The sequence below is a fragment of the Gluconobacter sp. genome, from assembly GCF_047723935.1.
Lineage (GTDB): Bacteria > Pseudomonadota > Alphaproteobacteria > Acetobacterales > Acetobacteraceae > Gluconobacter.
In genome coordinates this window covers 24542-45174 of sequence record NZ_JBDOBO010000008.1, presented here as the reverse complement: position 1 = coordinate 45174, position 20633 = coordinate 24542, and the positions used below count along the sequence as shown (strand labels likewise).

The 20633-nt window shown below is 55.0% G+C and carries 29 protein-coding genes; 13 read left to right on the top strand and 16 right to left on the bottom strand.

The annotated features are described in order from the left end of the window. Positions 1 to 61 precede the first annotated feature (61 nt). Positions 62 to 1657, bottom strand: a complete 1596-nt coding sequence (locus ABF979_RS05720; protein WP_415558442.1) for a GMC family oxidoreductase — start codon at positions 1655 to 1657, stop codon at positions 62 to 64. Further along, entirely contained in the window at positions 1657 to 3153 is a 1497-nt protein-coding gene (locus ABF979_RS05715) for an aldehyde dehydrogenase family protein (RefSeq protein WP_415558440.1), read from the bottom strand. Before ABF979_RS05715 ends, ABF979_RS05720 begins: the two co-directional genes overlap by 1 nt. Before the next feature lie 36 nt (positions 3154 to 3189). Between ABF979_RS05715 and ABF979_RS05710 the strand changes: the two genes are divergently transcribed. From ABF979_RS05710 to ABF979_RS05700, 3 genes are all read left to right on the top strand, one after another. Beyond that, positions 3190 to 3420, top strand: coding sequence for a hypothetical protein (locus tag ABF979_RS05710; protein WP_415558438.1), 231 nt, complete (start codon positions 3190 to 3192; stop codon positions 3418 to 3420). A 210-nt stretch (positions 3421 to 3630) separates the two neighbouring features. Continuing rightward, complete coding sequence (locus tag ABF979_RS05705) at positions 3631 to 4284, top strand: TetR/AcrR family transcriptional regulator (RefSeq protein WP_215749299.1); 654 nt, start codon at positions 3631 to 3633, stop codon at positions 4282 to 4284. Between the two features lie 333 nt (positions 4285 to 4617). Beyond that, complete coding sequence (locus ABF979_RS05700) at positions 4618 to 6069, top strand: phosphomannomutase (protein ID WP_415558475.1); 1452 nt, start codon at positions 4618 to 4620, stop codon at positions 6067 to 6069. A 514-nt stretch (positions 6070 to 6583) separates the two neighbouring features. Here the strand turns inward: ABF979_RS05700 and xerC are convergent. From xerC to ABF979_RS05630, 14 genes are all read right to left on the bottom strand, one after another. After that, the gene (gene xerC / locus ABF979_RS05695; RefSeq protein ID WP_415558436.1) at positions 6584 to 7693 is read right to left on the bottom strand and encodes a site-specific integrase; all 1110 of its coding nucleotides are present in this window, start codon (positions 7691 to 7693) and stop codon (positions 6584 to 6586) included. 396 nt (positions 7694 to 8089) lie between these two features. Beyond that, positions 8090 to 8902, bottom strand: coding sequence for a hypothetical protein (locus tag ABF979_RS05690; RefSeq protein WP_415558434.1), 813 nt, complete (start codon positions 8900 to 8902; stop codon positions 8090 to 8092). Then, positions 8899 to 9126: a hypothetical protein gene (locus tag ABF979_RS05685; RefSeq protein WP_415558432.1), complete on the bottom strand. Its 228-nt coding sequence runs from the start codon at positions 9124 to 9126 to the stop codon at positions 8899 to 8901. The genes ABF979_RS05690 and ABF979_RS05685 overlap by 4 nt, the downstream gene beginning before the upstream one ends. Further along, the gene (locus ABF979_RS05680) at positions 9126 to 9668 is read right to left on the bottom strand and encodes a hypothetical protein (protein ID WP_415558431.1); all 543 of its coding nucleotides are present in this window, start codon (positions 9666 to 9668) and stop codon (positions 9126 to 9128) included. Before ABF979_RS05680 ends, ABF979_RS05685 begins: the two co-directional genes overlap by 1 nt. Continuing rightward, positions 9665 to 9901 carry a hypothetical protein gene (locus ABF979_RS05675; protein ID WP_415558429.1) on the bottom strand — a complete coding sequence of 79 codons (237 nt, stop codon included), beginning with the start codon at positions 9899 to 9901 and terminating at the stop codon, positions 9665 to 9667. The genes ABF979_RS05680 and ABF979_RS05675 overlap by 4 nt, the downstream gene beginning before the upstream one ends. Then, positions 9898 to 10128 carry a hypothetical protein gene (locus tag ABF979_RS05670; protein ID WP_415558427.1) on the bottom strand — a complete coding sequence of 77 codons (231 nt, stop codon included), beginning with the start codon at positions 10126 to 10128 and terminating at the stop codon, positions 9898 to 9900. The genes ABF979_RS05675 and ABF979_RS05670 overlap by 4 nt, the downstream gene beginning before the upstream one ends. After that, on the bottom strand, positions 10115 to 10336 hold the full coding sequence (locus ABF979_RS05665; protein WP_086632929.1) for a hypothetical protein: 222 nt from the start codon (positions 10334 to 10336) through the stop codon (positions 10115 to 10117). The genes ABF979_RS05670 and ABF979_RS05665 overlap by 14 nt, the downstream gene beginning before the upstream one ends. After that, complete coding sequence (locus tag ABF979_RS05660) at positions 10333 to 10956, bottom strand: hypothetical protein (RefSeq protein ID WP_415558425.1); 624 nt, start codon at positions 10954 to 10956, stop codon at positions 10333 to 10335. Before ABF979_RS05660 ends, ABF979_RS05665 begins: the two co-directional genes overlap by 4 nt. Positions 10957 to 11225: 269 nt before the next feature. Next, positions 11226 to 11474 carry a hypothetical protein gene (locus ABF979_RS05655; protein ID WP_415558424.1) on the bottom strand — a complete coding sequence of 83 codons (249 nt, stop codon included), beginning with the start codon at positions 11472 to 11474 and terminating at the stop codon, positions 11226 to 11228. After that, entirely contained in the window at positions 11464 to 11850 is a 387-nt protein-coding gene (locus tag ABF979_RS05650) for a hypothetical protein (protein WP_415558422.1), read from the bottom strand. The genes ABF979_RS05655 and ABF979_RS05650 overlap by 11 nt, the downstream gene beginning before the upstream one ends. 205 nt (positions 11851 to 12055) lie before the next feature. Continuing rightward, complete coding sequence (locus ABF979_RS05645) at positions 12056 to 12394, bottom strand: hypothetical protein (protein ID WP_415558420.1); 339 nt, start codon at positions 12392 to 12394, stop codon at positions 12056 to 12058. Positions 12395 to 12483: 89 nt separating this feature from the next. Further along, positions 12484 to 13215 carry a LexA family protein gene (locus ABF979_RS05640; RefSeq protein ID WP_415558419.1) on the bottom strand — a complete coding sequence of 244 codons (732 nt, stop codon included), beginning with the start codon at positions 13213 to 13215 and terminating at the stop codon, positions 12484 to 12486. Between the two features lie 403 nt (positions 13216 to 13618). Next, entirely contained in the window at positions 13619 to 14083 is a 465-nt protein-coding gene (locus tag ABF979_RS05635; RefSeq protein WP_415558417.1) for a hypothetical protein, read from the bottom strand. Positions 14084 to 14435: 352 nt separating this feature from the next. Further along, the gene (locus ABF979_RS05630; RefSeq protein ID WP_415558416.1) at positions 14436 to 14675 is read right to left on the bottom strand and encodes a hypothetical protein; all 240 of its coding nucleotides are present in this window, start codon (positions 14673 to 14675) and stop codon (positions 14436 to 14438) included. A gap of 97 nt (positions 14676 to 14772) precedes the next feature. Here ABF979_RS05630 and ABF979_RS05625 point away from each other — a divergent pair, with 97 nt between their 5' ends. The 10 genes from ABF979_RS05625 to ABF979_RS05580 all read left to right on the top strand — a co-directional run bounded on the left by ABF979_RS05625 (position 14773) and on the right by ABF979_RS05580 (position 20460). Next, positions 14773 to 15222 carry a hypothetical protein gene (locus ABF979_RS05625; protein ID WP_415558414.1) on the top strand — a complete coding sequence of 150 codons (450 nt, stop codon included), beginning with the start codon at positions 14773 to 14775 and terminating at the stop codon, positions 15220 to 15222. Beyond that, positions 15219 to 16445, top strand: a complete 1227-nt coding sequence (locus tag ABF979_RS05620) for a hypothetical protein (RefSeq protein ID WP_415558413.1) — start codon at positions 15219 to 15221, stop codon at positions 16443 to 16445. The genes ABF979_RS05625 and ABF979_RS05620 overlap by 4 nt, the downstream gene beginning before the upstream one ends. Then, the gene (locus tag ABF979_RS05615; protein WP_415558411.1) at positions 16442 to 17002 is read left to right on the top strand and encodes a hypothetical protein; all 561 of its coding nucleotides are present in this window, start codon (positions 16442 to 16444) and stop codon (positions 17000 to 17002) included. The genes ABF979_RS05620 and ABF979_RS05615 overlap by 4 nt, the downstream gene beginning before the upstream one ends. Before the next feature lie 3 nt (positions 17003 to 17005). Continuing rightward, positions 17006 to 17215 (top strand): hypothetical protein, encoded by a 210-nt coding sequence (locus ABF979_RS05610; protein WP_415558409.1) that lies wholly within the window; start codon positions 17006 to 17008, stop codon positions 17213 to 17215. 13 nt (positions 17216 to 17228) lie between these two features. Then, on the top strand, positions 17229 to 17732 hold the full coding sequence (locus tag ABF979_RS05605) for a hypothetical protein (protein ID WP_415558408.1): 504 nt from the start codon (positions 17229 to 17231) through the stop codon (positions 17730 to 17732). A 121-nt stretch (positions 17733 to 17853) separates the two neighbouring features. After that, complete coding sequence (locus ABF979_RS05600) at positions 17854 to 18267, top strand: hypothetical protein (protein WP_244974459.1); 414 nt, start codon at positions 17854 to 17856, stop codon at positions 18265 to 18267. Between the two features lie 182 nt (positions 18268 to 18449). Beyond that, positions 18450 to 19301, top strand: coding sequence for a tyrosine-type recombinase/integrase (locus ABF979_RS05595; protein ID WP_415558406.1), 852 nt, complete (start codon positions 18450 to 18452; stop codon positions 19299 to 19301). Positions 19302 to 19343: 42 nt separating this feature from the next. Beyond that, positions 19344 to 19541 carry a hypothetical protein gene (locus tag ABF979_RS05590; RefSeq protein WP_415558404.1) on the top strand — a complete coding sequence of 66 codons (198 nt, stop codon included), beginning with the start codon at positions 19344 to 19346 and terminating at the stop codon, positions 19539 to 19541. Further along, positions 19538 to 20149 (top strand): DUF3164 family protein, encoded by a 612-nt coding sequence (locus ABF979_RS05585; RefSeq protein ID WP_215750679.1) that lies wholly within the window; start codon positions 19538 to 19540, stop codon positions 20147 to 20149. The genes ABF979_RS05590 and ABF979_RS05585 overlap by 4 nt, the downstream gene beginning before the upstream one ends. Next, positions 20146 to 20460: an HNH endonuclease gene (locus ABF979_RS05580; protein WP_415558402.1), complete on the top strand. Its 315-nt coding sequence runs from the start codon at positions 20146 to 20148 to the stop codon at positions 20458 to 20460. The genes ABF979_RS05585 and ABF979_RS05580 overlap by 4 nt, the downstream gene beginning before the upstream one ends. The last annotated feature ends 173 nt before the right edge of the window (positions 20461 to 20633 follow it).

Below are 20633 nucleotides of genomic sequence, written 5' to 3'. Positions count from 1 at the left end.
GTTACTTATGATCTTGTAAAAATCGCGATGCATGAGGCGCCGCTTGAGAAGGTTATCGTTCTCAAGCATTCCCCAGAATAAAGTCCGCCGCTCGTTCACCAATCATGACCGTTGCCGCATTGGTGTTGGACCCGAGCAACGAGGGCATGACCGAACTGTCACAGATCCGGATGCCTTCCAGACCATGCACATGCAGTCGTGGGTCAACCACTGCCATCTCGTCCCTGCCAATCTTGCACGTGCAGGTCGGATGATAGGATGTGCGCCCCTGCTGACGGGCATAATCCTCATAGGACTTAAGCGTACGGCCGCCGCCTTCTGGCAGGCAGACCTTGCTGATGTACTTTTGCAGCGAGTGGCTGCCGAACATTTCGTAGCTCAGGCGAACGCCCTCGGCCGTTGTCCGCAGATCGTCCGGGTGACCCAGAAAATTCGGATCCACAATCGGTGCTTCCCGAGGGTCAGACGAACGCAACGTGACAGACCCGCGCGCTTTTGGACGGAGCGTATAGCTGTTGAGCGTGATGCCAGACGTCCCTTTCGGAACAGACGCCACACCCGCTTCCGCACCCGCGCCCGCTAGGAAGTGGAACTGAAGATCCGGGCAGCTTGCAGCCGGATCGCCGTACCAGAAAGCTCCGCCTTCCACGACGTTCGACGCCACTGGACCACTTCTAAACAGCGAATATTGCAGGCCAGCCCACATCATCCACTTGTACTGGTTGTACTTGTCGAAACTGTCATGGCCTTTCAGCTCAGCAACAATATCGACACCAAAGTGATCCTGCAGATTCTGACCCACACCTGGCAGATCGTGTACAACGGGAATACCGTGCTCTTTGAGATGCGCAGCCGGACCAACACCAGACAGCATCATCAGCTTTGGCGTTCCAATTGCCCCGGACGTGACCAGCACTTCCTGCTCAGCACGGGCAGTGTGCATTTGCTTGTCCGCAATGTACTGCACGCCGACTGCGCGCTTCCCCTCGAAGACAACCTTCAGAACCATCGCGCCAGTAATAACCGTCAGGTTCTTCCGCTTCAGAGCGGGGCGCAGATACCCAACGGCCGTCGAGCAGCGCCGGTTATTGCGCACCGTAAGCTGGTAAATGCCAGCACCCTGCTGAACTGGACCGTTAAAGTCAGGGTTATACGGAATTCCAATTTCCTGGCAGCTCTGTACGAAGGCGCGGCTGACGGGGTTCGGGCAATCCAGGTTCGACACGCCGAGTGGACCATCCGTTCCGTGCCATGAGCCGGCAAGAATGGAATTTCCCTCAGAGCGGATGAAATACTTCTGGATGTTTTTGAAGCCCCAGCCGTCAGCTCCCTCCTGCTCCCACCGATCGAAATCAGATGGATGGCCACGTGTGAAAACTTCGGCATTGATGGATGAACCACCACCGAGAACACGCGCCTGCACATACGGAATCTGGCGGTTATTGGCGTGCTTCTGCGGTGTGGTGACAAGCCCCCATGTCAGGGGACCCGTCGTCATTTTCGCAAAGCCAACCGGCATGTGAATGAGCGGATTGGTGTCACGCTTGCCTGCTTCGATCAGGCAGACGCGCACCGCCGGGTTTCGGGAGAGACGGGCGGCAAGAACACATCCTGCCGAGCCGCCACCAACGACAACGTAATCGAAACCAGTGATCATTATGCGATCCAGTGCGTCCGTTTGCCGAGATCTACGTGAACGGATTTGATCTGGGTGTATTCTTCCACCCCATACATGCCCGCTTCACGGCCCCAGCCAGACTGCTTGAAACCACCCAGCGGCATTTCAGGGCCGCCAGCCATGATCGTATTGACCCAGAAGCGCCCGGCCTGAACCTTGCGCGTCACCTTCAGGGCTTTGCTGATGTCCTTCGTCCAGACAGACGCGGCCAGACCATAAACCGTGTCATTGGCCAGGGAGATCGCTTCCTCAAGCGTGCTGAACCGGAAGACGGACAGCACAGGGCCAAAGATCTCGTCCGTCGCAATGGACATATCCGGCTTCACATTCGTGAAGAGCGTTGGCGCGATGTACTGCCCACGACCCAGCTCAACCTTGTTACCACCGCACAGAACGCGCGCGCCTTCGGCCTTACCCTTCTCGATGTAGTCGAGAATGGTCTTGTTCTGAGCATCCGTCGTAATGGCGCCAATCTGCGTTTCCGGGTCAAACGGGTCGCCCACGCGGATCTTTTCCATCTTGGCGACAACAAGCTTCTCAAACTTTTCAGCCACGGATTCTTCAACGATCAGACGGCTGGACGAGACGCAGCATTGCCCGGTGTTGAAGCTGATCCCAAAGGCTACCGCATCGGCCGCATCTTCCAGATCGCTGTCCGCAAAGACGACAATCGGGTTCTTGCCACCAAGTTCTAGGCCAAGCTTCTTGAGGTTGCTGTCTGCGGACGCATGGATACAGGACCGGCCAACACCCGTGGAACCAGTGAAGGACAGCATATCCACATCCGGATGCTGCGTCAGAGCCTGACCGACACTCTTTCCAGTGCCTGTCACGACGTTATAGACGCCCTTTGGCAGGCCGGCTTCCGTCAGAATATCGGCAAGCATCAACGTGGTGGCGCTGGTGACTTCCGCTGGCTTCACGACGACCGTGCAGCCTGATGCCAGAATGAACGGCACGCGCTCACACAGGATCATGAACGGGAAGTTCCAAGGCGTGATGAGGCCAACGACACCCACCGGCTCGCGCAGAACCATTCCGAACAGGCTTTCGCCCAGATTGTTGAAGCTGTCGCCGTGCAGAAGGCGCGCGGCACCGGCAGCCATCTCGAAACAGGAAATACAGTTGTCGATCTCGGCCTTGGCCTGAGAAATCGGCTTGCCGTTTTCCAACACTTCCCAAAAGGCGATGTCATCGCGACGCTGCTTCAGAAGCTCAGCCGCCTTCAACAGAATCGCACTACGTTCCGAACTCGCCAGGCCAGCCCACGTGCCGTTTTCAAATGCACGCCGCGCTGCCGCTACCGCATCATTCAGATCGTCTTCCGTGCAACGTGCAATTCGCGTGACAATAACATCATGACTGGGAGACTTGCGCTCGAACATCTCACGTCCGTGGCGCCACTCACCATCGATGAAAAACCCAAAGTCACGAGCCACTCCGGATGGAGCCAGTTTCTGTGCCATCTTGTTCATTGACGGCTTCTCCCTGTCTTTTTTGACGAGCGCTCAATGACGCATCGTCGTTTCAGATTGTCCCGTGAGCAGAAGTCGAGCGCATCAGGATTGTTTAACGGTAAAGATAATATCAAACCGCCTAGGACTGGCGGTGCGCTGGAAGGAGTTTTACCTCATTTTCAAAATGTGGGCTGTGGACAGGACCCTCCACAAGAAGGCTATTTCTCCGAAAATGTTTCCGAAAAAACTACTGTACGGAATGTTTTCCTCGCTCCTGCTTCCTGATTTCACCCCTCCATCATGGAGAGATTAAATCGCTCTCCGCACCATCTGGTTACTTTGGTAGCGCATAATGAAAAATCCCATAAATCACGTTATAGTGATAGATAAATCTCTTTTATATGTTATTTTTTATGTGATGTTTTGACGTCTGCGCGTTTCCGGCCATAAAGCGGGAGCTTCAGGCCCGGCTCTAGCAAAAAGCGAGATTTCCCGTTGAGTGCACAGTCCCAAGACACACAGTCGTCCCGCCCTCGCATCCGCGACGCCGAGGCTACGAAGAGCCGGATTCTCGAGGCAGCAAAGAAAGAATTTGCGAAAAATGGCCTTGAAGGAGCCCGTGTCGATACAATCGCGCTAGAAGCCAATGCCAATAAGCGCATGATTTATCACTATTTTGAAAGCAAAGAGAAGCTCTTCCAAACTGTTCTGGAAAACGCATATTTTGATATTCGGGAATCCGAGAAGAAGCTGGACTTGGATAGTCTGGACCCAAGAGAAGCTCTGGAACGACTCGTCCGTTTTACCTGGAACTATTACATTCAGAATCCTGAATTCATTTCCCTGGTGAATAGCGAGAATCTGGCTCAGGCCCGGCATCTGAAGTCTTCCGATGCCGTCAAAATTGTCAGTCGACGCTTCGTCGGCCTTGTCGACACGATTTTGAAGCGTGGGGTGGCACAAGGCCTCTTTCGAGAGGGCGTTGACCCCGTCCAACTCAATATCACCATTGCAGCAGTCAGCTACTACTACTTCACAAACCAGTACACAGGCTCAATCATCTTCGAACGGGAACTGATGTCCGAGGCTGCTCAGGCAGAACGCATTCGCTTTAACATCGAGACGATTTTGAGAATTGTTTCTCTTTGAACACTGCACAAACTTAAAGAGGACGCAGGACGATCTCATAATAGCCAGCTCGATCCCGACGGTGAGGATGCAGTCCCTTCTGGGAACGCTGGTCGACCAAGCACGCTCCACGCACGAGCGTATCAAACGTCAGACGCCTGTTTTTGCTTCCTTCCAAATACGCTAGAATTTTGCCCAGATTTGGTTGAAATGCCTTAAAACCTACAGTCCGCGAAATGGCTTTCAAACGGGCTAGGCGCTATCAGAAAAACCTACGAGTAAATCTCTGATACTAATTATTAAATAGCTACCACTCAGACGGGATAGAATTGAGATATGAAGATTTCAGAGTGGATGGTGCAGTCTGGCGTCCCATTCGGAACGAGCGGAGCCCGCGGCCTTGTTACGGCCATGACAGATGCTGTGTGCTTTGCCTACACTGTGGGGTACCTAAAGCACCTTGAAACACTAGGGGAATTTTCTCCCGGAACATCTGTGGCTATTGCTGGTGACCTTCGCCCCAGTACACCGAGCATTCTAAGGGCGTGCGCCGCTGCAATTGCCTGGATGAAGGGTGAGCCAGTCTTCTGTGGTTTCGTACCGACACCTGCCCTGAGCCTCTACGCCTTCTCTCGCGGGATCCCGTCTCTCATGGTGACCGGCAGTCACATTCCTGATGACCGCAACGGGATCAAATTCAATCGTGCCCATGGCGAATTCCTGAAAGACGATGAAGCTGCCATGCGGACACAGGACGTTGTTCTGCCAGAGGGTTGGTTTGACGCGCAGGGTCATCTGACAACAGACTTCACACTTCCTGCCGTCACCGACGTTATTGCCGATTATATAGAGCGCTATCGTCACTTCTTTGGTGCCGCCTCCTTATCCGGTCTGACACTGGGAATTTACCAGCACTCCGCGGTCGGTCGTGACGTTCTGGTCACCATTGTCGAAGCTCTGGGCGGAAAAGCGGTTCCACTAGCACGCTCTGATGTATTCGTTTCCGTGGATACGGAAGCCGTGCGTCCGGAGGACGTGGATCTGGCGCGCGACTGGGCTAAAGAAGGGCAGTATGATGCCATCCTTACCACAGATGGTGACTCGGATCGTCCTCTTCTGGCCGATCAGAAAGGCCGCTGGATCCGGGGAGACGTTCTGGGTATTCTGGCTGCCCGGAAGCTGGGAGCTGCAGCAGTCGCAACTCCAATCAGCAGCAACACCGCGCTTGAAGCATCAGGATTTGTCCCCTCTGTCCGACGGACACGAATTGGCTCGCCATTTGTTGTCTCCGCAATGATGGATGCAGCGGCAGAAGGCTTCGTGCCTTCCATGGGCTATGAGGCCAATGGCGGCTTCCTGTTAGCCAGTAATATTGTTCAGGATGGAAAAATACTTCGGTCCCTCCCAACGCGGGATGCGGTTCTTCCCATGCTTTGTGCGCTCATTGCAGCACAGGGCCGTCAGGACGGTCTTGCAGGGCTTCTCCCCACCCTTCCACCCCGCTTTACAGTCAGTGACCGGTTGAAAGAGATCGCTACGGAACGCAGCAGAGCACAGCTTCAGATACTCCGTGACGATATTCCTGGTGTGGCCAACATGCTGGGATTCGTGACCATGTGTGGTCCTGTGACGCAGGTAGATGAGACGGACGGCATACGTATGACGTTCAAGCAGGGCGACATTATTCATTTACGTCCGTCAGGCAATGCTCCGGAATTACGCCTCTATGTGGAAGCTGAGACTCAGGAACGGGCTGAAGAATTACTCACTAAAAGCCTGCAGAATGTTGCTAAATGGCTAGCCTAACAATCTACAGCTCGCCGGTATCTCTAAGTAATTATCCAGAGAATGACTGGAAGACGGACTGCCTAATTCTGGGGGCCAAACTTTACTCACATGTTTTTAAGGCTTTATAGGCCGTAAGCGCGTATCTGTGTTTTGGATAGAATCTACAAGGATGGCCGCAGAAGCGCAGCGGTCTATTCTCATATCGTCAGCCCACCATATAGTCGACGTAGACAACGAACACCGCTGAACGAGCGGTGTTCCGTTCGAAATAATGGCGCAATTCTTAGGAAAGAGCGTGCGGCGAGATTGAAATGCTTTATGGGCATCCTACTCAAGCACGCAGTACGGCCTTGTCTGGCTCGCTCAGTTGATGCCTCTTAAACCTTGATGTAGCCTACTGTAGCAGCCAAGGCCAAGCAAAGCTTCAACGAATTTCTGGGAAAAGACTGGTGCTGCTGGACAGGATTGAACTGTCGACCTCTCCCTTACCAAGGGCGCAGGGTGGCGGGATTAATATATATAAATCAGTTATTTATCCTTCCCTCCTGTTCAGATGCACGGAAATTGCACCGTTCAGCCAATTATCCACACCCTCACGATACGCGTCCGGCATCTTTTTTGCATAACGGGTAACCATGGTCACATTCGACCATCCGCCATCTCGCTGAAGCCTCAATAAGTCACCGTGCAAACAGTACTGCCAGGTGGCCCAGGTGTGTCGAAGGTGATGAGGCGTAACATCTGACACCCACTCCTTTTTTAGAGTCCCGTGACAGTCTTTCCATTCACGCCAGTGCCCCGGTAGATCTGCATTACGACATGCGGTCGCCCACGCGCGCTTAATCTGGCCGCCACTTGTTCGACCCGTATCAAGATAACCCTCTGGATCCGGTCGGCGGCGTGTCGCAGGTGGGCGAAAGACTCGCCCGGATCGATGAGGTATTTCACGCAGGACGAGAACTGCCCGCCGGCAAAGTTCAACATCCCTTTCTGTGCCTTGCTTTTGCCAGAGGGTAACGCGCTTTCCCATAAGATCTACACTGGTCCATTCGAGTTCTAGAGCCTCCGAAAGACGCGCTCCGGTGCAGATCAAGAATGAAATTAGCGGTTGCAAATGGGTAGCAGCACCTTCGACCAGGGCCGTGGCTTCGTCTGGCCGAAGGTATGGGGTGATCGCGCGCGGCACCTTCGGGACATCGAACGCTGGCCTATCGCACCATTTGCGGATGGCGGCATGCTCCAGAATCGCCCGTAATGGGGTTAGTACCTGGCGCAGCTTTGTTGCTGCAGATGCCTTGTGCCCGTCTCGTAGGATCTTGGCGTAAGCACGGTCCACTGACACCTGGTCAATCTGGTGTAGTGGCGTCGTGTTGAAATGCTGGAGCAGCTTTTCCACTGCATCCAGCGTGTTGGAACTGCGTGCGGCGTGATTAATGTAGCTCTCTACTGCCGAAGCGAAAGTGACGACAGCCTTTTGCCCGTAGAGGCTGGCGTTCCAGAGTTCCGCCTCTCTGTGCGCCCTGTACTCTTCCGCTTTCTTTCTTTCAGTAGCGCCTGTGCTCTCAAAAACGCTTTGTCCCCTGACGGTGCCACGGACGTAGAAGAAGGCGGACCCTGGACGATTGACGAGCTTGAGGGGCATTCTAGGCTTTCGATAAGACGACGGATATCTGAGGGGTGAAAGCGGTAACGTGATCCCCAACGTCGATGCGTTGGGCCGCCTGCATGGACTGGGTGGTCCCGCAGGTGTTGGAGCAATTTCGTTCGACCAATGCGCCCATGAAGCTGTGCAAGTACTTGCTGGAACGTCAGGTAATTCGGCAATATTTCACTCACCGTCGTTCCTCCGCGTCCATGGCATTATCTATCGCTAGCCTAGCGCTCTCTCCGGTGCTTAATTTTTGACATCTGCATCCGGTACAGCTCCAGACCATCCATTTGTTAAGCCTCTGTCGTGGCTGTCTTCCAAACTGATGGAATCCAAGCAGAAGATTATTGGTTTCCAGCCAGTCCAGCCGCTCTGTATCTGTCCGCTCGTTCATGGGTTGTACTCCGGCGTAAGGGAGTTCGCGCAGTGCTTGCCGGCGTCTGTCGTGAAGAAATAGACTTCTCCTTCTCCCCAAGGTACCTCTCGATTTGACTGACGCATCAATCCTTTCTCTACCAGTGAGCAAAGAACAGGATTGGCTCGGTCCGTGTAATAGTAGTCCCTGAAGCCTGCCTTCATAACATCACCGCAAGTCGAGCCATGGGCGTGCAAGAGCACGTCGCGTTCCTTGGGTGTAAGTCCCAAGGCAATCTTGTCCGGAGCGGGAAGGCGGATGTCCTTTTCTTTGCAGCGCCGGACTGTGATGTCTGCAAATGAGACGCCGTCAACATCCCTCTGTACTTTGGCGCGAACCTTGCTGGCCGAAGGCCCATAAATAATGCTGCTATAGTCCTCATCCCACCAGGCCACGCGCACTGTCCAAGCCTTACGGATGCGCTCGGTCGGCGGTAGCCGCAGCCGGTTTGCGATCAGGTGATCCCGGTTCTTCTTGTTGTTGACCACGACAGGTCCTGCGTTCCCATCGATCTGACCAGGCGGTGGGGCGATGGCAATTGCTTCTGCGACTGATCGCAGGACAGCAAAGCGCTCCCACTTGCCAGTGTCCTTGCCGGTCGCAGCAGAATATCGGCGTCCTGTCAGGTAGTCCCCTTTTTCGATCACTGTGGCTTTGGCGTAATCGCCGGCCCATGAAAGCGGGTATGCGTACCCTGCGAAGTTGGGACGCCAGAACGAAAGAAACGGCCTGCGTGCCCATACGGCGCGCAGATCCACGATCACGTACTGATCCGTCTGCCCGCTCATGCCGGGTCTCCTGCGTATGCCAATCCGCAAAAAGGACAGAAAGTCGGCGTTACGACCTTTGCTTTTCCGCTTCGACGCTCTGCCTTGCCAGTATCGCAGCGCAGGATTTCGATAGTCGGCCGAGCCACGATTTCATTCTTGGCGATAAATAGAGAGACAGACATCCTGCCGCCTTGACGTTCCTTGAGATCAAGGTCGATTTCTTCGATACAATTGCACGTCATCACACCCCTCCCTCGCGTGTGAGGGCGGCGCGAATATTCCCTGTGATGAATTGCGCATCAAGTTGCCGCTTGGCTGCCTCTATTTTCTGGGTCTTGGTCAGGTCTGGCCGATGCAATACTGCGAGAAGATGAACGGCAGCTAACCCCTTCTCCGCAACCTCGGTTTCCAACACCTTCACCCTCGCCTCCAGCGCGGCTACGTTGGCGGGGCGGGTGAAGAGCGTCCGTGTTTCTGACGCGGGATAGCCGTTCCGTACCTGCTCAAGTTCCGTCGAATCTACAGCGGTCACCCAATTATCGTCAGGCGTTAGGCGCCATTGATATACAGGTCGGCCATGCCCCTCCGCATCCTTCCGGCGCTGTTCTTCCGCGCCTCGGACTTCGGCCTGGACGATATGACGCTTCAGGTATGCCCTGAATACATCCTCGGGATAATCGCTTCGACGTCCGCAAACGGCTTTCACCATATCCGCATGCATTTCCTGAACTTGGCCGTCCTGTTCGCGCGCAGCCCGCACGTTCTGTTCCGTGTTCTGGCTCATGCTGCATCCTCATCCGGCGTTACCAGCTCTGACGCACCTTCATGGGCTGCCCTAATGGCATTGAGCATCATGGCGTAGTTCGTCGGGTTCTTCAGAAGACCATCAATGAACTGCACAAAATCAGGAACACTGCCATCAGTGTGTCTAAATGCTTGCTGGATCGAAATAGTCCCATCGTCCTCTCCATCCTCATGGATAAAGCCGACTGTTACGCGATAGAAAATCTGGGTCATTTCGCGGCATCCTGCGTGGAAGACTTGGCGTAAATAGCCCGGTAGTCTGTCTCTAAAGTCGAAGCCCAGCTCCGTGCATGATGCTCATTGCGGGCACCGACCCAGTTCTTGAACTGGTCGAGATACTGCCAGCCAACGATGACGAACTTCTCTGGCCTCAATGTCCCAGGCAGTGGCTTGGGCTCAACATCCCTAACCGGGGGCGGGAGTGGCTTACTGCGTCGCATGAGTGTGATCTCCCTTGGGAGTTTCCCGTTTGATCCTGGCAAGAGTGTTGCGCATCGAACGGACATCGCTTGGTGTGGATGGGCTGAAGACAATTCCGCCCGTTTTATGCGTCCATCGCAGGTGGCCGCCGTTGGTGCGGGCCGCTGACCAGCCAAGGGCAGCAGCTTTCTTGCGCAGGCGGCGCATGTCTGAGTGAAGGCCGTTCATGCCGACCCTCCCATCATCCAGGAGGGGAGAGGCTTCTCGTCAGATCCGTCTGCCATAGCAACATAGATTGCTAGATCATCTCGATCATGAGGCAGTAGAAGTAGAGCGTTCCCTGGCAAGCGCCGAAAACCCCAAACACTGTTTGGGAAAATGCTTGTTGCCTCGCTAATTGCGGGAATAGTCACGTTGCCTAGGCTGATATCTATCGTCTTGGTCTGCTCACCCGTGGAATTTTTTGAATTAAGCCAAAAATCAACGGATTTCTGCCAATGATAGGGCTCAGACAGAGTGTATTCCTGATCACTCCAATCGTAGGAATAACTGAGGGAGCAGGAGAATAGCGCCCCACCATCTTCCTCATCGCAGCCTTTAGGCTGACCCTTTGGCATTACAAGAAGACAGGCCCCGTAAGCGCATACGACTTCCGGCAACGCGAAATCAGGAATGCTGTCTTCTAGATCCTGAAAGCAGCCTTCCCATGTCAGCCGGAACGGATCAGGAGGAACGCATGCGTCAAAAGCCTCGTTAGGCACGCTCATGCGCAATCCATCCGAACTGCAAGAACCTTCTTTATCGCGCGCAATCAATGCGATTTTTCCATCGGTTGCGAAGAGGGTCACGCCTCCGTCCTTACACGGAAGAACAGTCACTCCTCCGCTTCCACCAGGAAGCGTGTGTCCCCGATATTCTGACTGCACAGCAGGACGTAAAAACCGAAGATATTCTGGTCCAAATGTAGCAAAAACCCGCCGCAAGGGCCGCATCTGTGGTCGAGATTTATAAAGCTCTACGATCTGATCACGAGTGAGAGTTACAGTTTCGCTTTCACTGTCTAAAGCTGCTCTTAGAACTGACTTTGCATCAGCAAAGTGATTCTTTTGCTTGTTTGTCATGCGAAGTTGCTCCCAAGTTCAGTCAGATCGATTTTGATTTTCCCTGCGAAGGACGGTGAGCAGACCGTGGCGACCAGGCGATTACCCAGATAGATATCGTGGTCACATAGCGTCTCGCGGACGTCGTCTTTGGCCTGCTGCTCGGCGTCTTTGTAGTCGGTGTAACGCTGGCCAGCGTATGGCCGAGGGCGAACGCCAAGCATGCAAACCGTAAACATTTCCGGCGCTTTCGCTTCAGTGGACATCGCGCCCTCCTGGCAGAAGGTCGGTGCAAAAGCGCAGGAAGCCAGCAAGGCGACCGGATGCCTTTGCGGCCTCAGTGCGCATCATCAGATCTTGCATGGTCTGAGGACCGCGCATCGGCGGCTCCGGAAACGGGATGGCCTCTGCCGGCTTCGTGGCGTGCAGCAGCGCGACCAGTTCCGCCTCAACAGCTTCAGCCGTTGCGGCATACGCCTTGGCAATGCCTGGAATAGACGCATCAGCAGCTCTTGCGCGTGCGTGCACCAGGCACACGCGCCGCTCCCGTGCTTTCTGTTGAACTGCCAGCGGGCGGTCAGACAGATATTCTGCAAATGTCTGATCGGTATGCCCGCGCAGGAGAGGATGAAGCGGACGCATCAGCTCTGCCCTCCCTGCCGACGCTGGCAGGCCTGTTCCCTAGTCTCACTCTTTCGAGGGCGCCCCCCGGAATTGTTGGACCTGGTTCCGATCAGGAAATCAGCGTTATACCTCCGTATACCCAGCTTCCACTGGGCGCACTCAACAGCCTTGCCCGCCCAGAAGCCAAGAACAAATACGGTTACCGTTATGAGGATCTGGGCAATCATGCTGCAGCTCCCAGGTCATGGGTCAGCTGGCGCGAAGGCGCACGGCAGCGCCATGTGTTCGCGATGTCGCGGAAAACCGTCACGAACGCCCACCGGATCCCGTTCGGTATCATCGGGTCATGATGCTGGGTGGCGTAGTTCGCAATCATGTCCCAGTGGTCTGCTTCGCCAAGCATGACAAAGACCGGGACATAAGCGCGGGATGCAGCGAGCTTTAGACCTGAAAGGTCCTGAAAGCTGTCTGGCAGGTTGCGGCGCAGGATGATGAGCGCTCTCGCAACGTCGAAACTGATAAGGGCGTGAGACTGGCGCGCCTCACCTGCGGGCAATGACATATCGATCTCCATCGCATCGGCGCGATAGAGATATCGTTATGCGATAGTTTTATCGCCATCAAGAGGAAATGCGACAAAACTATCGCATTTTATTCAGGTCGATAACTTCCCACGACGATCGCGATAACCTCCAGATCCAACGCGCAGCCATGATCGGCATCATGTCCGTCCTGGGATATCGCTTGCGCCACATCATCTAAGATCACTGGGGTTTGGAAGGCAGGATCATAACTTTCCGGCCATAAAATGCGCCTACCGTCCGCCGCTTCTTCATATTTTTTGATCGTAGCCTCTAGACCACTTTCACCCCTCTTTAGGACAACAACTCGCTCTCCGCTTCGTGGCATTCTGCCTATGCAATCAGTGCGAACCGCAATAGCGATGCTGCCTTCTGGATACACACGGTTCATGCTGCTCCCGCGCACCAAGAGACCAAATCGCTCAACTCCGAGGTAGCGATCATCAGCAGGAACATTAATCGCTTTCCAATCCTCTGCCGACCACTCTAGCGCCTCCTGCCAAAGCCCTGCCTGGACCGCGCCTTTTACAAACACAGTACCTACTGGCACCTCTTGGGTTTCAGAGGGTTTGAAGCTTTCCATGGATGCATCGCCTGCTGCGACATCCAAGAAGTAAGAAGGGTTCACACCTAAAGCCACAGCGAGCTTCTGAAGGTTTGCCGGCTTAGGAGCATGCCCTCGTGCGCGCATATGCCTTATTGTGTTCAAACCCACACCAGCAGTTATGCACGCCTTTCGCTCGGACATACCGGTAGCGTCTAGACGCTCTTTTATACGGGCCAAAAGGAGTTCGTAGCTCATGCGATAATTCTGTCGCATCGCCTTGTCATTGTCGTGCGATATGAGTATCGTACCAGATGCGATGAAAGTATCGCATTTGGAGAGATGATGCTGGATTATCGGAAACAACTCGTTTGCCTAGCTGAAACCATGGCGACAGCTCGCGGACTTTCAGAAGCTCGCATAGCTAACCTCGCAGGGTGCGACGGAAATTTCTTTGCGCGTCTCCGCACAGGAGGGGGCTGCCGAGTTGATACCCTTAACCGTGTTGTCGAGTTCTTCTCCTCTAACTGGCCAACAAATACACGTTGGCCAGAAGAAATCATTGTGCGTCCGATGGCAGGAAAGGCGGCATGAGGATTCTTCATTCTCTCAAGCGTAAGCTTCGCTCATGCTGCCGTCAGCAAGATGCTGTCTTGGAGAGTTACTCAACCGCCTCCAAAATCTTCTTGAACTCCTCAAGTTCTTTGTGTGCTGCACGCTGCTCAAGCCCTGAATATCTACGAGCCATTGCGCCTGTATCAGCTCCGTCAACAAATTCAGCGGCTGAGCCAAGAATCTCGTTTGCGCTCTCATGGGGGTTAGCCAGCAGCAGCTTGACGATGAGAAAGCGGTTCACGTCCAAGGCCGCACGCATACGTCGGACTTCTTGGCTCGCGTTCTCAGAGAATTTTTTGGCGTCGTATATAGCGCCTTCAATGTCGCTAATCTCGTCGTCATCAACAATCGCGTCTATCGCGGTTCCTGACAGCAATGAAGAAATAGCTTCGAACTTTCTCAAGCTCATTCGCGGCACCTTGTCATTACTGACTGCATTCAGCCCTTCGACTAATAGCTGCGTCTGTCGTTCAAGTGCTGTCAGCCGCTCCGCAATAGTAAATTCACTCACGGAATCGTCTCCTGTTGGTTGTGACAAACACAGGATGGCCGATCGTAGTCGAGGGCGCGAGTCCTCGACTATGCTTATTGGAAGTCCAGCATGAGCATTTTTCATATCCTTAAGCGTAAACTCCGCTCATGCCGCCGTCAGCAAGATGCTGTCTCGGCATCTACACATGCTTCAGAAATAGAGGCGGGAGGCTTTCCCTCTTATCTTTACGATGGCTGGAAAGGCTATTCCGAGGTTGAGAATTTACCCCTCGGAATACGCCTGTGTCTTGTCAAGAACATGAGCAATTTTGAACGCGCAGACCTTGATGGGCTTCACCTGTGTAATGCCGACAGCGACCTGACCATTACTATCAGCGAGAGGCAGTTCCACTTCTTCCTGACAGCCTTACGTCTTGCAGCAACTCGTGAAGGAGCTTCTGGGCTTCAACTTCGTCAATGGTTGTGCGGTCTTCAAGCGGGAGAGAAACGTCCAACGTCAGCGTGCCGTACCGGTCGTTCCCGCCGTCTACCAGATCACATGTCGCACGAAACTTGGGACTTTGATCCCACGTCTTCGTGTCTATCGAATAATCTTTCAAATACAATTTCACGGACACCGGAATCGTCTCCTGTTGGTTGTGGTGACTACAGGATGGACGATCGTGGTCGGGGACGCGAGTCCTCGACCACTGCGAAGGGAGACTGCGCATGAGCCTGTTCTACGAGCTCAAAAGCGCTACTCGTCGGGCAGTAGCTTTTGCTCGCGGTGTCGATCCTGCTGCTGCGGCTACCCGAGTCAGTCGAGCACGAATTTCTGAGTATCAAAAGGACCATTCGCCTTCGATTATTCCTGCTGATGTTGCCGTCGCTTTGGATGTCTCTAATGGAGACCCCACGATTCTGACGGTCATGGCTCAAGCAGAAGGATATATTCTGGTCCCAATCCACGTTGGGGAAGGCCATATTCCGTCCAGCATGGAACTGGTGGCCAAGCGCGCAGGCGATACCATGACCACGACAGTTCGTATCATGGCTGACGGCGTCATCGATGATGGTGAAGCTGTCGAACTCGAAGCCGAACTCTGCAAGCTGCAAACGGCAGTAAGCCACGGCCTTCGTGCCGTTCGGTCTCGTATCAAGAAGGGGGCGCTGGCATGACGATCCAGATCCCAACTACGTTTGACCGGGACAATGTTCCGTCAATGGCCTTCCTGAAGGTTCTCCCGGCCGAACAGCGCGGCGTTTTTCATTCGCTCATGGATGCGCTCAAAGCAGCTCGTGACGTCGTGTTCCGCGTTGGCGGCCGTGCGCTGGACGATGCCCAGGTGGCGCAGATGGCGTGCGAGAATGTCGATGTGCTGCAGCGTGTTTTGCCGGAACTCGAGTTCACCCGCTTTATCCTGCGCGATGAAGACGGGGCGCTTTACAGCCCTCATCTCGTAGAACGCCATATCCGCCGCCTGGAACGCGCTGAAGCGCGCGCCGAGCGGCAACGGCACCTGGAAGAGTTCCAAGCCCGCCAGGCGGCCGGGGAATTCGCTCCTGATGCTGGTGTGAAGGCCATGACGTCCCGTGCCAATGCCGGCAAGGGCGGCCGCCCTCGCAAGGGGGAGACGCCGGAAGAGGCTCGTCTACGTCGGGAGCATGAAGCTAACCAGCAGCGTGAAATGCGTCTCCTGTCAGCTGTTTCTGGTGGGCGTAATTCAGAAACCGAAAACCTAACCCAGTTTTCAAAAACGGTTTTGGTTTCCGGGGTTTCAGTTTCGAAACCGGTTTCTGGGTTTCCCGTAGATCTAGAGTTAGAGAGAGATAATAACCTTTCTAATTCTAAATCTACGAAACCGGCAGAAACCAAAACCGAAACCGATCTGGAAACTCAAACCGAAAAGCCGGCTCTTGAAATTCCAGAAGCCCTGATCTCGCAGACTGTGGCCCGCGTTCTCAAAATTGGACGCCTCCCTGATGGTCAGGCCGGTTTTGCCAAGAGCATCTGCGGTCGCTTCCTTCGGGAAGGTGTTCCTGCGGATATTTTGGTTGAAGCTGTAAAGCAGCACGCTGAAAAAATGGCTCTAAACGGCGATACTGCCAACCGAATGGGCGCTTTCTGTAAACCGATTGAGCGTTTCTTTGCTGACTATCAGGCCGGCGTGTCAACCGAACCAGCACCACCAGCCCCCACGCTTGCGGGCTGGGAAAGCAAAGCGCTGGATGATTATGCCAGGGCACAGAAGCTCCGGACTGAAATGCTGGCTGAAAACCGCGATTTCACAGCACTGATGCGGGACTGGCCGGATGTTGCGAAGGCCAACGGGCTTCCCTCATGTGCCGTTGAGCGAGATGCGTATCTTTCCTGGTACCGTCCGCAGGAGCAAGCCGCATGAGAGCTTCCGGATATGAACGGCAAAAGCATAACTGGTACGTCGAAGAGAGCTGGGTTGTGGATGCAATGCTTCAGGCGGAACGCCCGTTTCAAGGCAGGGTTATGGATCCTTGCTGTGGTGGCGGCACAATTCCGGATACCCTGGTAAAGCACCCATCAGGGGCCAGCGTTCAAGAGTGCCTGGGGGCTGACCTGATCGACCGATCTAACGGACGGTTTCGCATTGGGGACTATGGAATCACGCTTGCTGCTCTGAAGCCGGATAGTGTGATCAGTAATCCTCCTTACGGCGGGGAAGAAAAGGAATTTATCGAGACCGCACTTGCTCACACGACCGATAGGGTTGTGGTCATTCTACGGCTGGCCTTTCTCGAAGGGCAGAAAAAAAAGGTGTGGTTTGAGGGCAAGGGTCTAGCGCGCGTCTGGGTTTCAAGCCGCCGCGTGTCGATGCCGCCAGGTGGACTTGGGGTAAAAGCCAAGAACGGCTCTACCGCCTATGCCTGGTTTGTCTTCGAGCATGGGTATACTGGTGCGTATCCTGCTCTGGGCTTGATCTGACGCATGTTTTTCAGACGCGCCATTGCCCGCCTCACCCATTCCGAATTCGATACTGTCTGCCTCGAACGCGACCAGGCGCAACAGCGCGCTGACACAATGGCAAAGACAGTAGCGAACCAAGCCCTGGAGATTGTCACCCTCCAGGCCCGTCTGGCTCGGCTCACATCGAACCGGGATGCCGACGGCCGATTTTGTAAGCGCAACCCCACATGAACGTGGAATGCAAATGACTACTGCCGCTGAGGCAACTCAAAAAGTTAGAGAAGATATCGTCCCACTTATGGGAGCATGGATCAACCGCTTTACCTTGGCAGAACTTGACCAAGGCAAGAACAAACCACCGATCGAAGTGCTACGTCGTGGTGCTGGTCTTTACGGACTTTTGCGGTCAGGAACGATTACTCAACGACACGTTGAAAGCGCACAGCGATGGGCGCGCGATTTCGAGACTGGGATCATGGGTGCTTCCAATCCAGAGATCAGGTCATCGGGACAAGGAACGCTGGAAGACTCTCTTCTGGCCAGATCGTTTGCCGTCGCACGCTGTGAAGGAGTTCGGCGGACTTTAGGGCGATATGCTGGTGATCTTCTTGTTCTGCTCGTTCTGGATGGACTTTCAGTGGCAAGAATTTCCGAGCTTTACGGGAAGAACCGCCAGGGCATGACTGGTGCGATCGAACTGCTTCTGGAGCAGCTTGCTGATTACTATGAAGGAAACAAAATTCACTAAAAACCTGTTGACCTGAAACAGATTTGGACAGTAAAACTCTAAACTCATCGATAGGCGTGTGACTGGAAACGGTCCACGTCTTTTTTATTGGCGTTTCGCCTCCCCCAAAAGTGAATCAGAAATGCGGACACTCGCACCTGCGAGCGCAGGCGACGTGTGCCGTCGCGGCGCGCAGCACTATTTTGTGCTGGCGGTCGATGGTGCGCGGGCACTTTGCGTGCCCGTCATCTTCAATCGCACCTTTATCCATCGCGCCGATGTCTCAGTCTGGGGCGGAAAGCGCGAAAAATTCCTGCGATTGGCAGGTTCTACGGTCGTTCGGTGCACAGATCATCGCTGGCACAGCAACACCTGGGACAGCCGCGTCATGCAGGCCAGTCCCGCAACCATACGAAAAATCCTCGCAAGCTTTGGTCGGGATCTCGAAGCCCAGGCGATAGAAGCTGGTGGCTCAGGATTGTATCAATCTGTCCTGGCACGCGGTCCTAAGCTGGGTGATCGTGGTCGAAAGAAAGGCGGATCGCCTTCTGACTGACCAGAGCAAAAGCCGACACGATAACCCAGAGTTATCTGACAAGCCTATCAGGACAGAGTGTCAGATAACCCTCTGGATGGGTTCATAACCCGTCAGATAATCAGCGTTATCTGACGGTTTTTCAGGGTCTCCGCAGGATCGGAAACCTTTATAATTCAATTACTTGTCGGAGAGTTGGGCCAATGGCGCCAGCGACGGACGCGAAAAGGCCCCGTATCTCTGATGACGATCGCCTCGTGAATATGTGGCTCCACAACCGGTCTGCGAACACGTCCCGCGCTTATCGTGCGGATGTGGACGCGTTCCGCCATTGGACAGGCAAGCCGCTTGCGGATGTTGTCCTGGATGACCTGCAAGGCTGGTTTGACAGCCTCACAGGATCAGACGCCACGCGCCGGCGAAAGCTGGCATCCGTCAAATCGGCTCTGGCCTTTGGGGTCCGCGTTGGTTTTCTGGATGTGGACGTTGGCGCAGCGCTTCGCCTGGAGCGTGGACGCGATTGTCTCAGTGAGCGGATCCTCACGGAAGAGGAAGTGCGGCGCATCATCGACATGGAGCCCTGCCCACGAAAGCAGGTTGCTCTGAATGTCCTTTATTACATGGGGCTGCGCATCTCAGAGATGTGCGCCCTCAAATGGCGAGACATGACACGGCGTCAACAGGGAGGCGTGGCCTCCGTGTTCGGCAAGGGGAACAAGACACGGCATGTGTCTGTTCGCGCAAAGCTGTGGAAAGAAATCGTGGCTGTGAGAGCAGACGACTGGCGTCCCGATACGCCTGTTGTCCCCGGTCACGATGGGAGCCCGCTTCACTTGAGAGCAGCACATCGCCTCGTGAAGCGGGCGGCGAAGCGTGCCGGATTGCCTGATGCCTCTGCGCACTGGTTCCGGCACGCCCATGCCTCACACGCATTGGACAACGGCGCACCCGCCCATGTTGTCCAGCAGACTTTGGGGCATTCCGACCTGAAGACCACCACACGATACGCCCACGTCCGAGAGGGCGATGGCGGCGGCAATTACCTGAAGGACTGACGCCTCACGAAGCGGCGGCGTCGGCCATTATTGGAGAGCGCTATGAGCACCCGATACCGACGACGCCCTGAGACACCAGCCGAGATCCGGGCCGAGCATGTGGACTTCTGGGCCCGCGCAGCCGAGCGCTACGAACGCACGGCGCACCATGCCCGGATGCCAGGAATGAAGATCTGGGCCGCTGCCGAGGCACGCCGCGCCCGCGCAGTTGAGGCCAAGCGCAAGCGAGAACAGGCATGAGCCATAATCCCGACGATTACATGAAGGATTCCGCTGGACGCCTTGTCCCGCGTGCGAACGTGAAGCCGGAAGACCTTCTCCAGGACGAACTGGTCAAGAAGCTCTTCGAGCGTGCCCGCGCCATTCGTGAGCTGATGCGCCAGTTTCGTGAGGATGCGGACAGCGATATCCGGGCCTTTCTGGACCTTCTGGCTGAACAGTATGGAGCCAAGAAAGGCGGCGCGAAGGGCAATCTGACGCTGTCGACCTATGACGGCTGCGAGCGCGTGACCATCGCCATCAGTGACACCATCACGTTCGGCCCTGAACTCCAGATCGCCAAGGAACTGGTGGACAGCTGCCTGACACGCTGGACGGAAGGCGGAAACGCCAACATCCGCGCTGTCGTGACCGATGCCTTTGACGTGGGCAAGGAAGGCAAGCTGAACGTCTCGAAGATCCTTGGCTTGCGCCGACTTTCGATTGACGATGAGGAATGGAAGCGTGCCATGCAGGCCATCACCGACGCGGTGAAGGTCAATGCCTCTCGCAGTTACATCCGTTTTCACGAACGCGCCTCACCTGATGGCGCATTCATTCAGGTGCCATTGGACATCGCCAAGGCATGAGCCTTCTACGATGCATCAACAACGGTCTGACAGTGCTGGACACCAGCATTGCCCGCGTTCCTCCAAAGACTGCGGATGCGTTCTACGTGTCGAAGGAATGGCGAGGCCTGATGGCCACCGTCCTCAAACAGCGTGGACGCGTCTGCGAGCGCTGTGGCCGCACGGGCTGCCGGATCTTCGGTGATCACATCGTTGAGCTGAAGGACGGCGGTGCGAAGCTGGACCCGAAGAACGTCCAGCTGCTCTGTGGTTCGTGCCACACGGCCAAGACGGCGCAGGCCAAAGCAATTCGAACCGCCAAAAACTGGTGAAAACGGCGGAAAACTACCGTTTTTTCATCTCGACACGTCAAACCATACCGAAATGGTACGGATTGAAGGGGGTGGGTCGGATCTTCAGGCCGGCCCAGGGGGCGTAACCGCGCCAGTCCCACGCGTGAAAATTTTTCCTGAAATTACGAAATGAGGTGCGCACCATCCTGCGC

Excerpts from the sequence above, each read along its gene's own strand:
- ABF979_RS05620 (WP_415558413.1), top strand. The coding sequence starts at position 15,219 with ATGACGATCCAGATCCCAACTACGTTTGACCGGGACAATGTTCCGTCA.
- ABF979_RS05665 (WP_086632929.1), bottom strand. The coding sequence starts at position 10,336 with ATGAACGGCCTTCACTCAGACATGCGCCGCCTGCGCAAGAAAGCTGCT.
- ABF979_RS05690 (WP_415558434.1), bottom strand. The coding sequence starts at position 8,902 with ATGAGCGGGCAGACGGATCAGTACGTGATCGTGGATCTGCGCGCCGTA.
- ABF979_RS05645 (WP_415558420.1), bottom strand. The coding sequence starts at position 12,394 with ATGTCATTGCCCGCAGGTGAGGCGCGCCAGTCTCACGCCCTTATCAGT.
- xerC (WP_415558436.1), bottom strand. The coding sequence starts at position 7,693 with ATGCCCCTCAAGCTCGTCAATCGTCCAGGGTCCGCCTTCTTCTACGTC.
- ABF979_RS05710 (WP_415558438.1), top strand. The coding sequence starts at position 3,190 with ATGACGCATCGTCGTTTCAGATTGTCCCGTGAGCAGAAGTCGAGCGCA.
- ABF979_RS05670 (WP_415558427.1), bottom strand. The coding sequence starts at position 10,128 with ATGCGACGCAGTAAGCCACTCCCGCCCCCGGTTAGGGATGTTGAGCCC.
- ABF979_RS05625 (WP_415558414.1), top strand. The coding sequence starts at position 14,773 with ATGAGCCTGTTCTACGAGCTCAAAAGCGCTACTCGTCGGGCAGTAGCT.
- ABF979_RS05610 (WP_415558409.1), top strand. The coding sequence starts at position 17,006 with ATGTTTTTCAGACGCGCCATTGCCCGCCTCACCCATTCCGAATTCGAT.
- ABF979_RS05720 (WP_415558442.1), bottom strand. The coding sequence starts at position 1,657 with ATGATCACTGGTTTCGATTACGTTGTCGTTGGTGGCGGCTCGGCAGGA.
- ABF979_RS05650 (WP_415558422.1), bottom strand. The coding sequence starts at position 11,850 with ATGCGTCCGCTTCATCCTCTCCTGCGCGGGCATACCGATCAGACATTT.
- ABF979_RS05615 (WP_415558411.1), top strand. The coding sequence starts at position 16,442 with ATGAGAGCTTCCGGATATGAACGGCAAAAGCATAACTGGTACGTCGAA.
- ABF979_RS05655 (WP_415558424.1), bottom strand. The coding sequence starts at position 11,474 with ATGTCCACTGAAGCGAAAGCGCCGGAAATGTTTACGGTTTGCATGCTT.
- ABF979_RS05590 (WP_415558404.1), top strand. The coding sequence starts at position 19,344 with ATGAGCACCCGATACCGACGACGCCCTGAGACACCAGCCGAGATCCGG.
- ABF979_RS05600 (WP_244974459.1), top strand. The coding sequence starts at position 17,854 with ATGCGGACACTCGCACCTGCGAGCGCAGGCGACGTGTGCCGTCGCGGC.
- ABF979_RS05580 (WP_415558402.1), top strand. The coding sequence starts at position 20,146 with ATGAGCCTTCTACGATGCATCAACAACGGTCTGACAGTGCTGGACACC.
- ABF979_RS05685 (WP_415558432.1), bottom strand. The coding sequence starts at position 9,126 with ATGACGTGCAATTGTATCGAAGAAATCGACCTTGATCTCAAGGAACGT.
- ABF979_RS05680 (WP_415558431.1), bottom strand. The coding sequence starts at position 9,668 with ATGAGCCAGAACACGGAACAGAACGTGCGGGCTGCGCGCGAACAGGAC.
- ABF979_RS05585 (WP_215750679.1), top strand. The coding sequence starts at position 19,538 with ATGAGCCATAATCCCGACGATTACATGAAGGATTCCGCTGGACGCCTT.
- ABF979_RS05640 (WP_415558419.1), bottom strand. The coding sequence starts at position 13,215 with ATGAGCTACGAACTCCTTTTGGCCCGTATAAAAGAGCGTCTAGACGCT.
- ABF979_RS05605 (WP_415558408.1), top strand. The coding sequence starts at position 17,229 with ATGACTACTGCCGCTGAGGCAACTCAAAAAGTTAGAGAAGATATCGTC.
- ABF979_RS05675 (WP_415558429.1), bottom strand. The coding sequence starts at position 9,901 with ATGACCCAGATTTTCTATCGCGTAACAGTCGGCTTTATCCATGAGGAT.
- ABF979_RS05715 (WP_415558440.1), bottom strand. The coding sequence starts at position 3,153 with ATGAACAAGATGGCACAGAAACTGGCTCCATCCGGAGTGGCTCGTGAC.
- ABF979_RS05700 (WP_415558475.1), top strand. The coding sequence starts at position 4,618 with ATGGTGCAGTCTGGCGTCCCATTCGGAACGAGCGGAGCCCGCGGCCTT.
- ABF979_RS05595 (WP_415558406.1), top strand. The coding sequence starts at position 18,450 with ATGGCGCCAGCGACGGACGCGAAAAGGCCCCGTATCTCTGATGACGAT.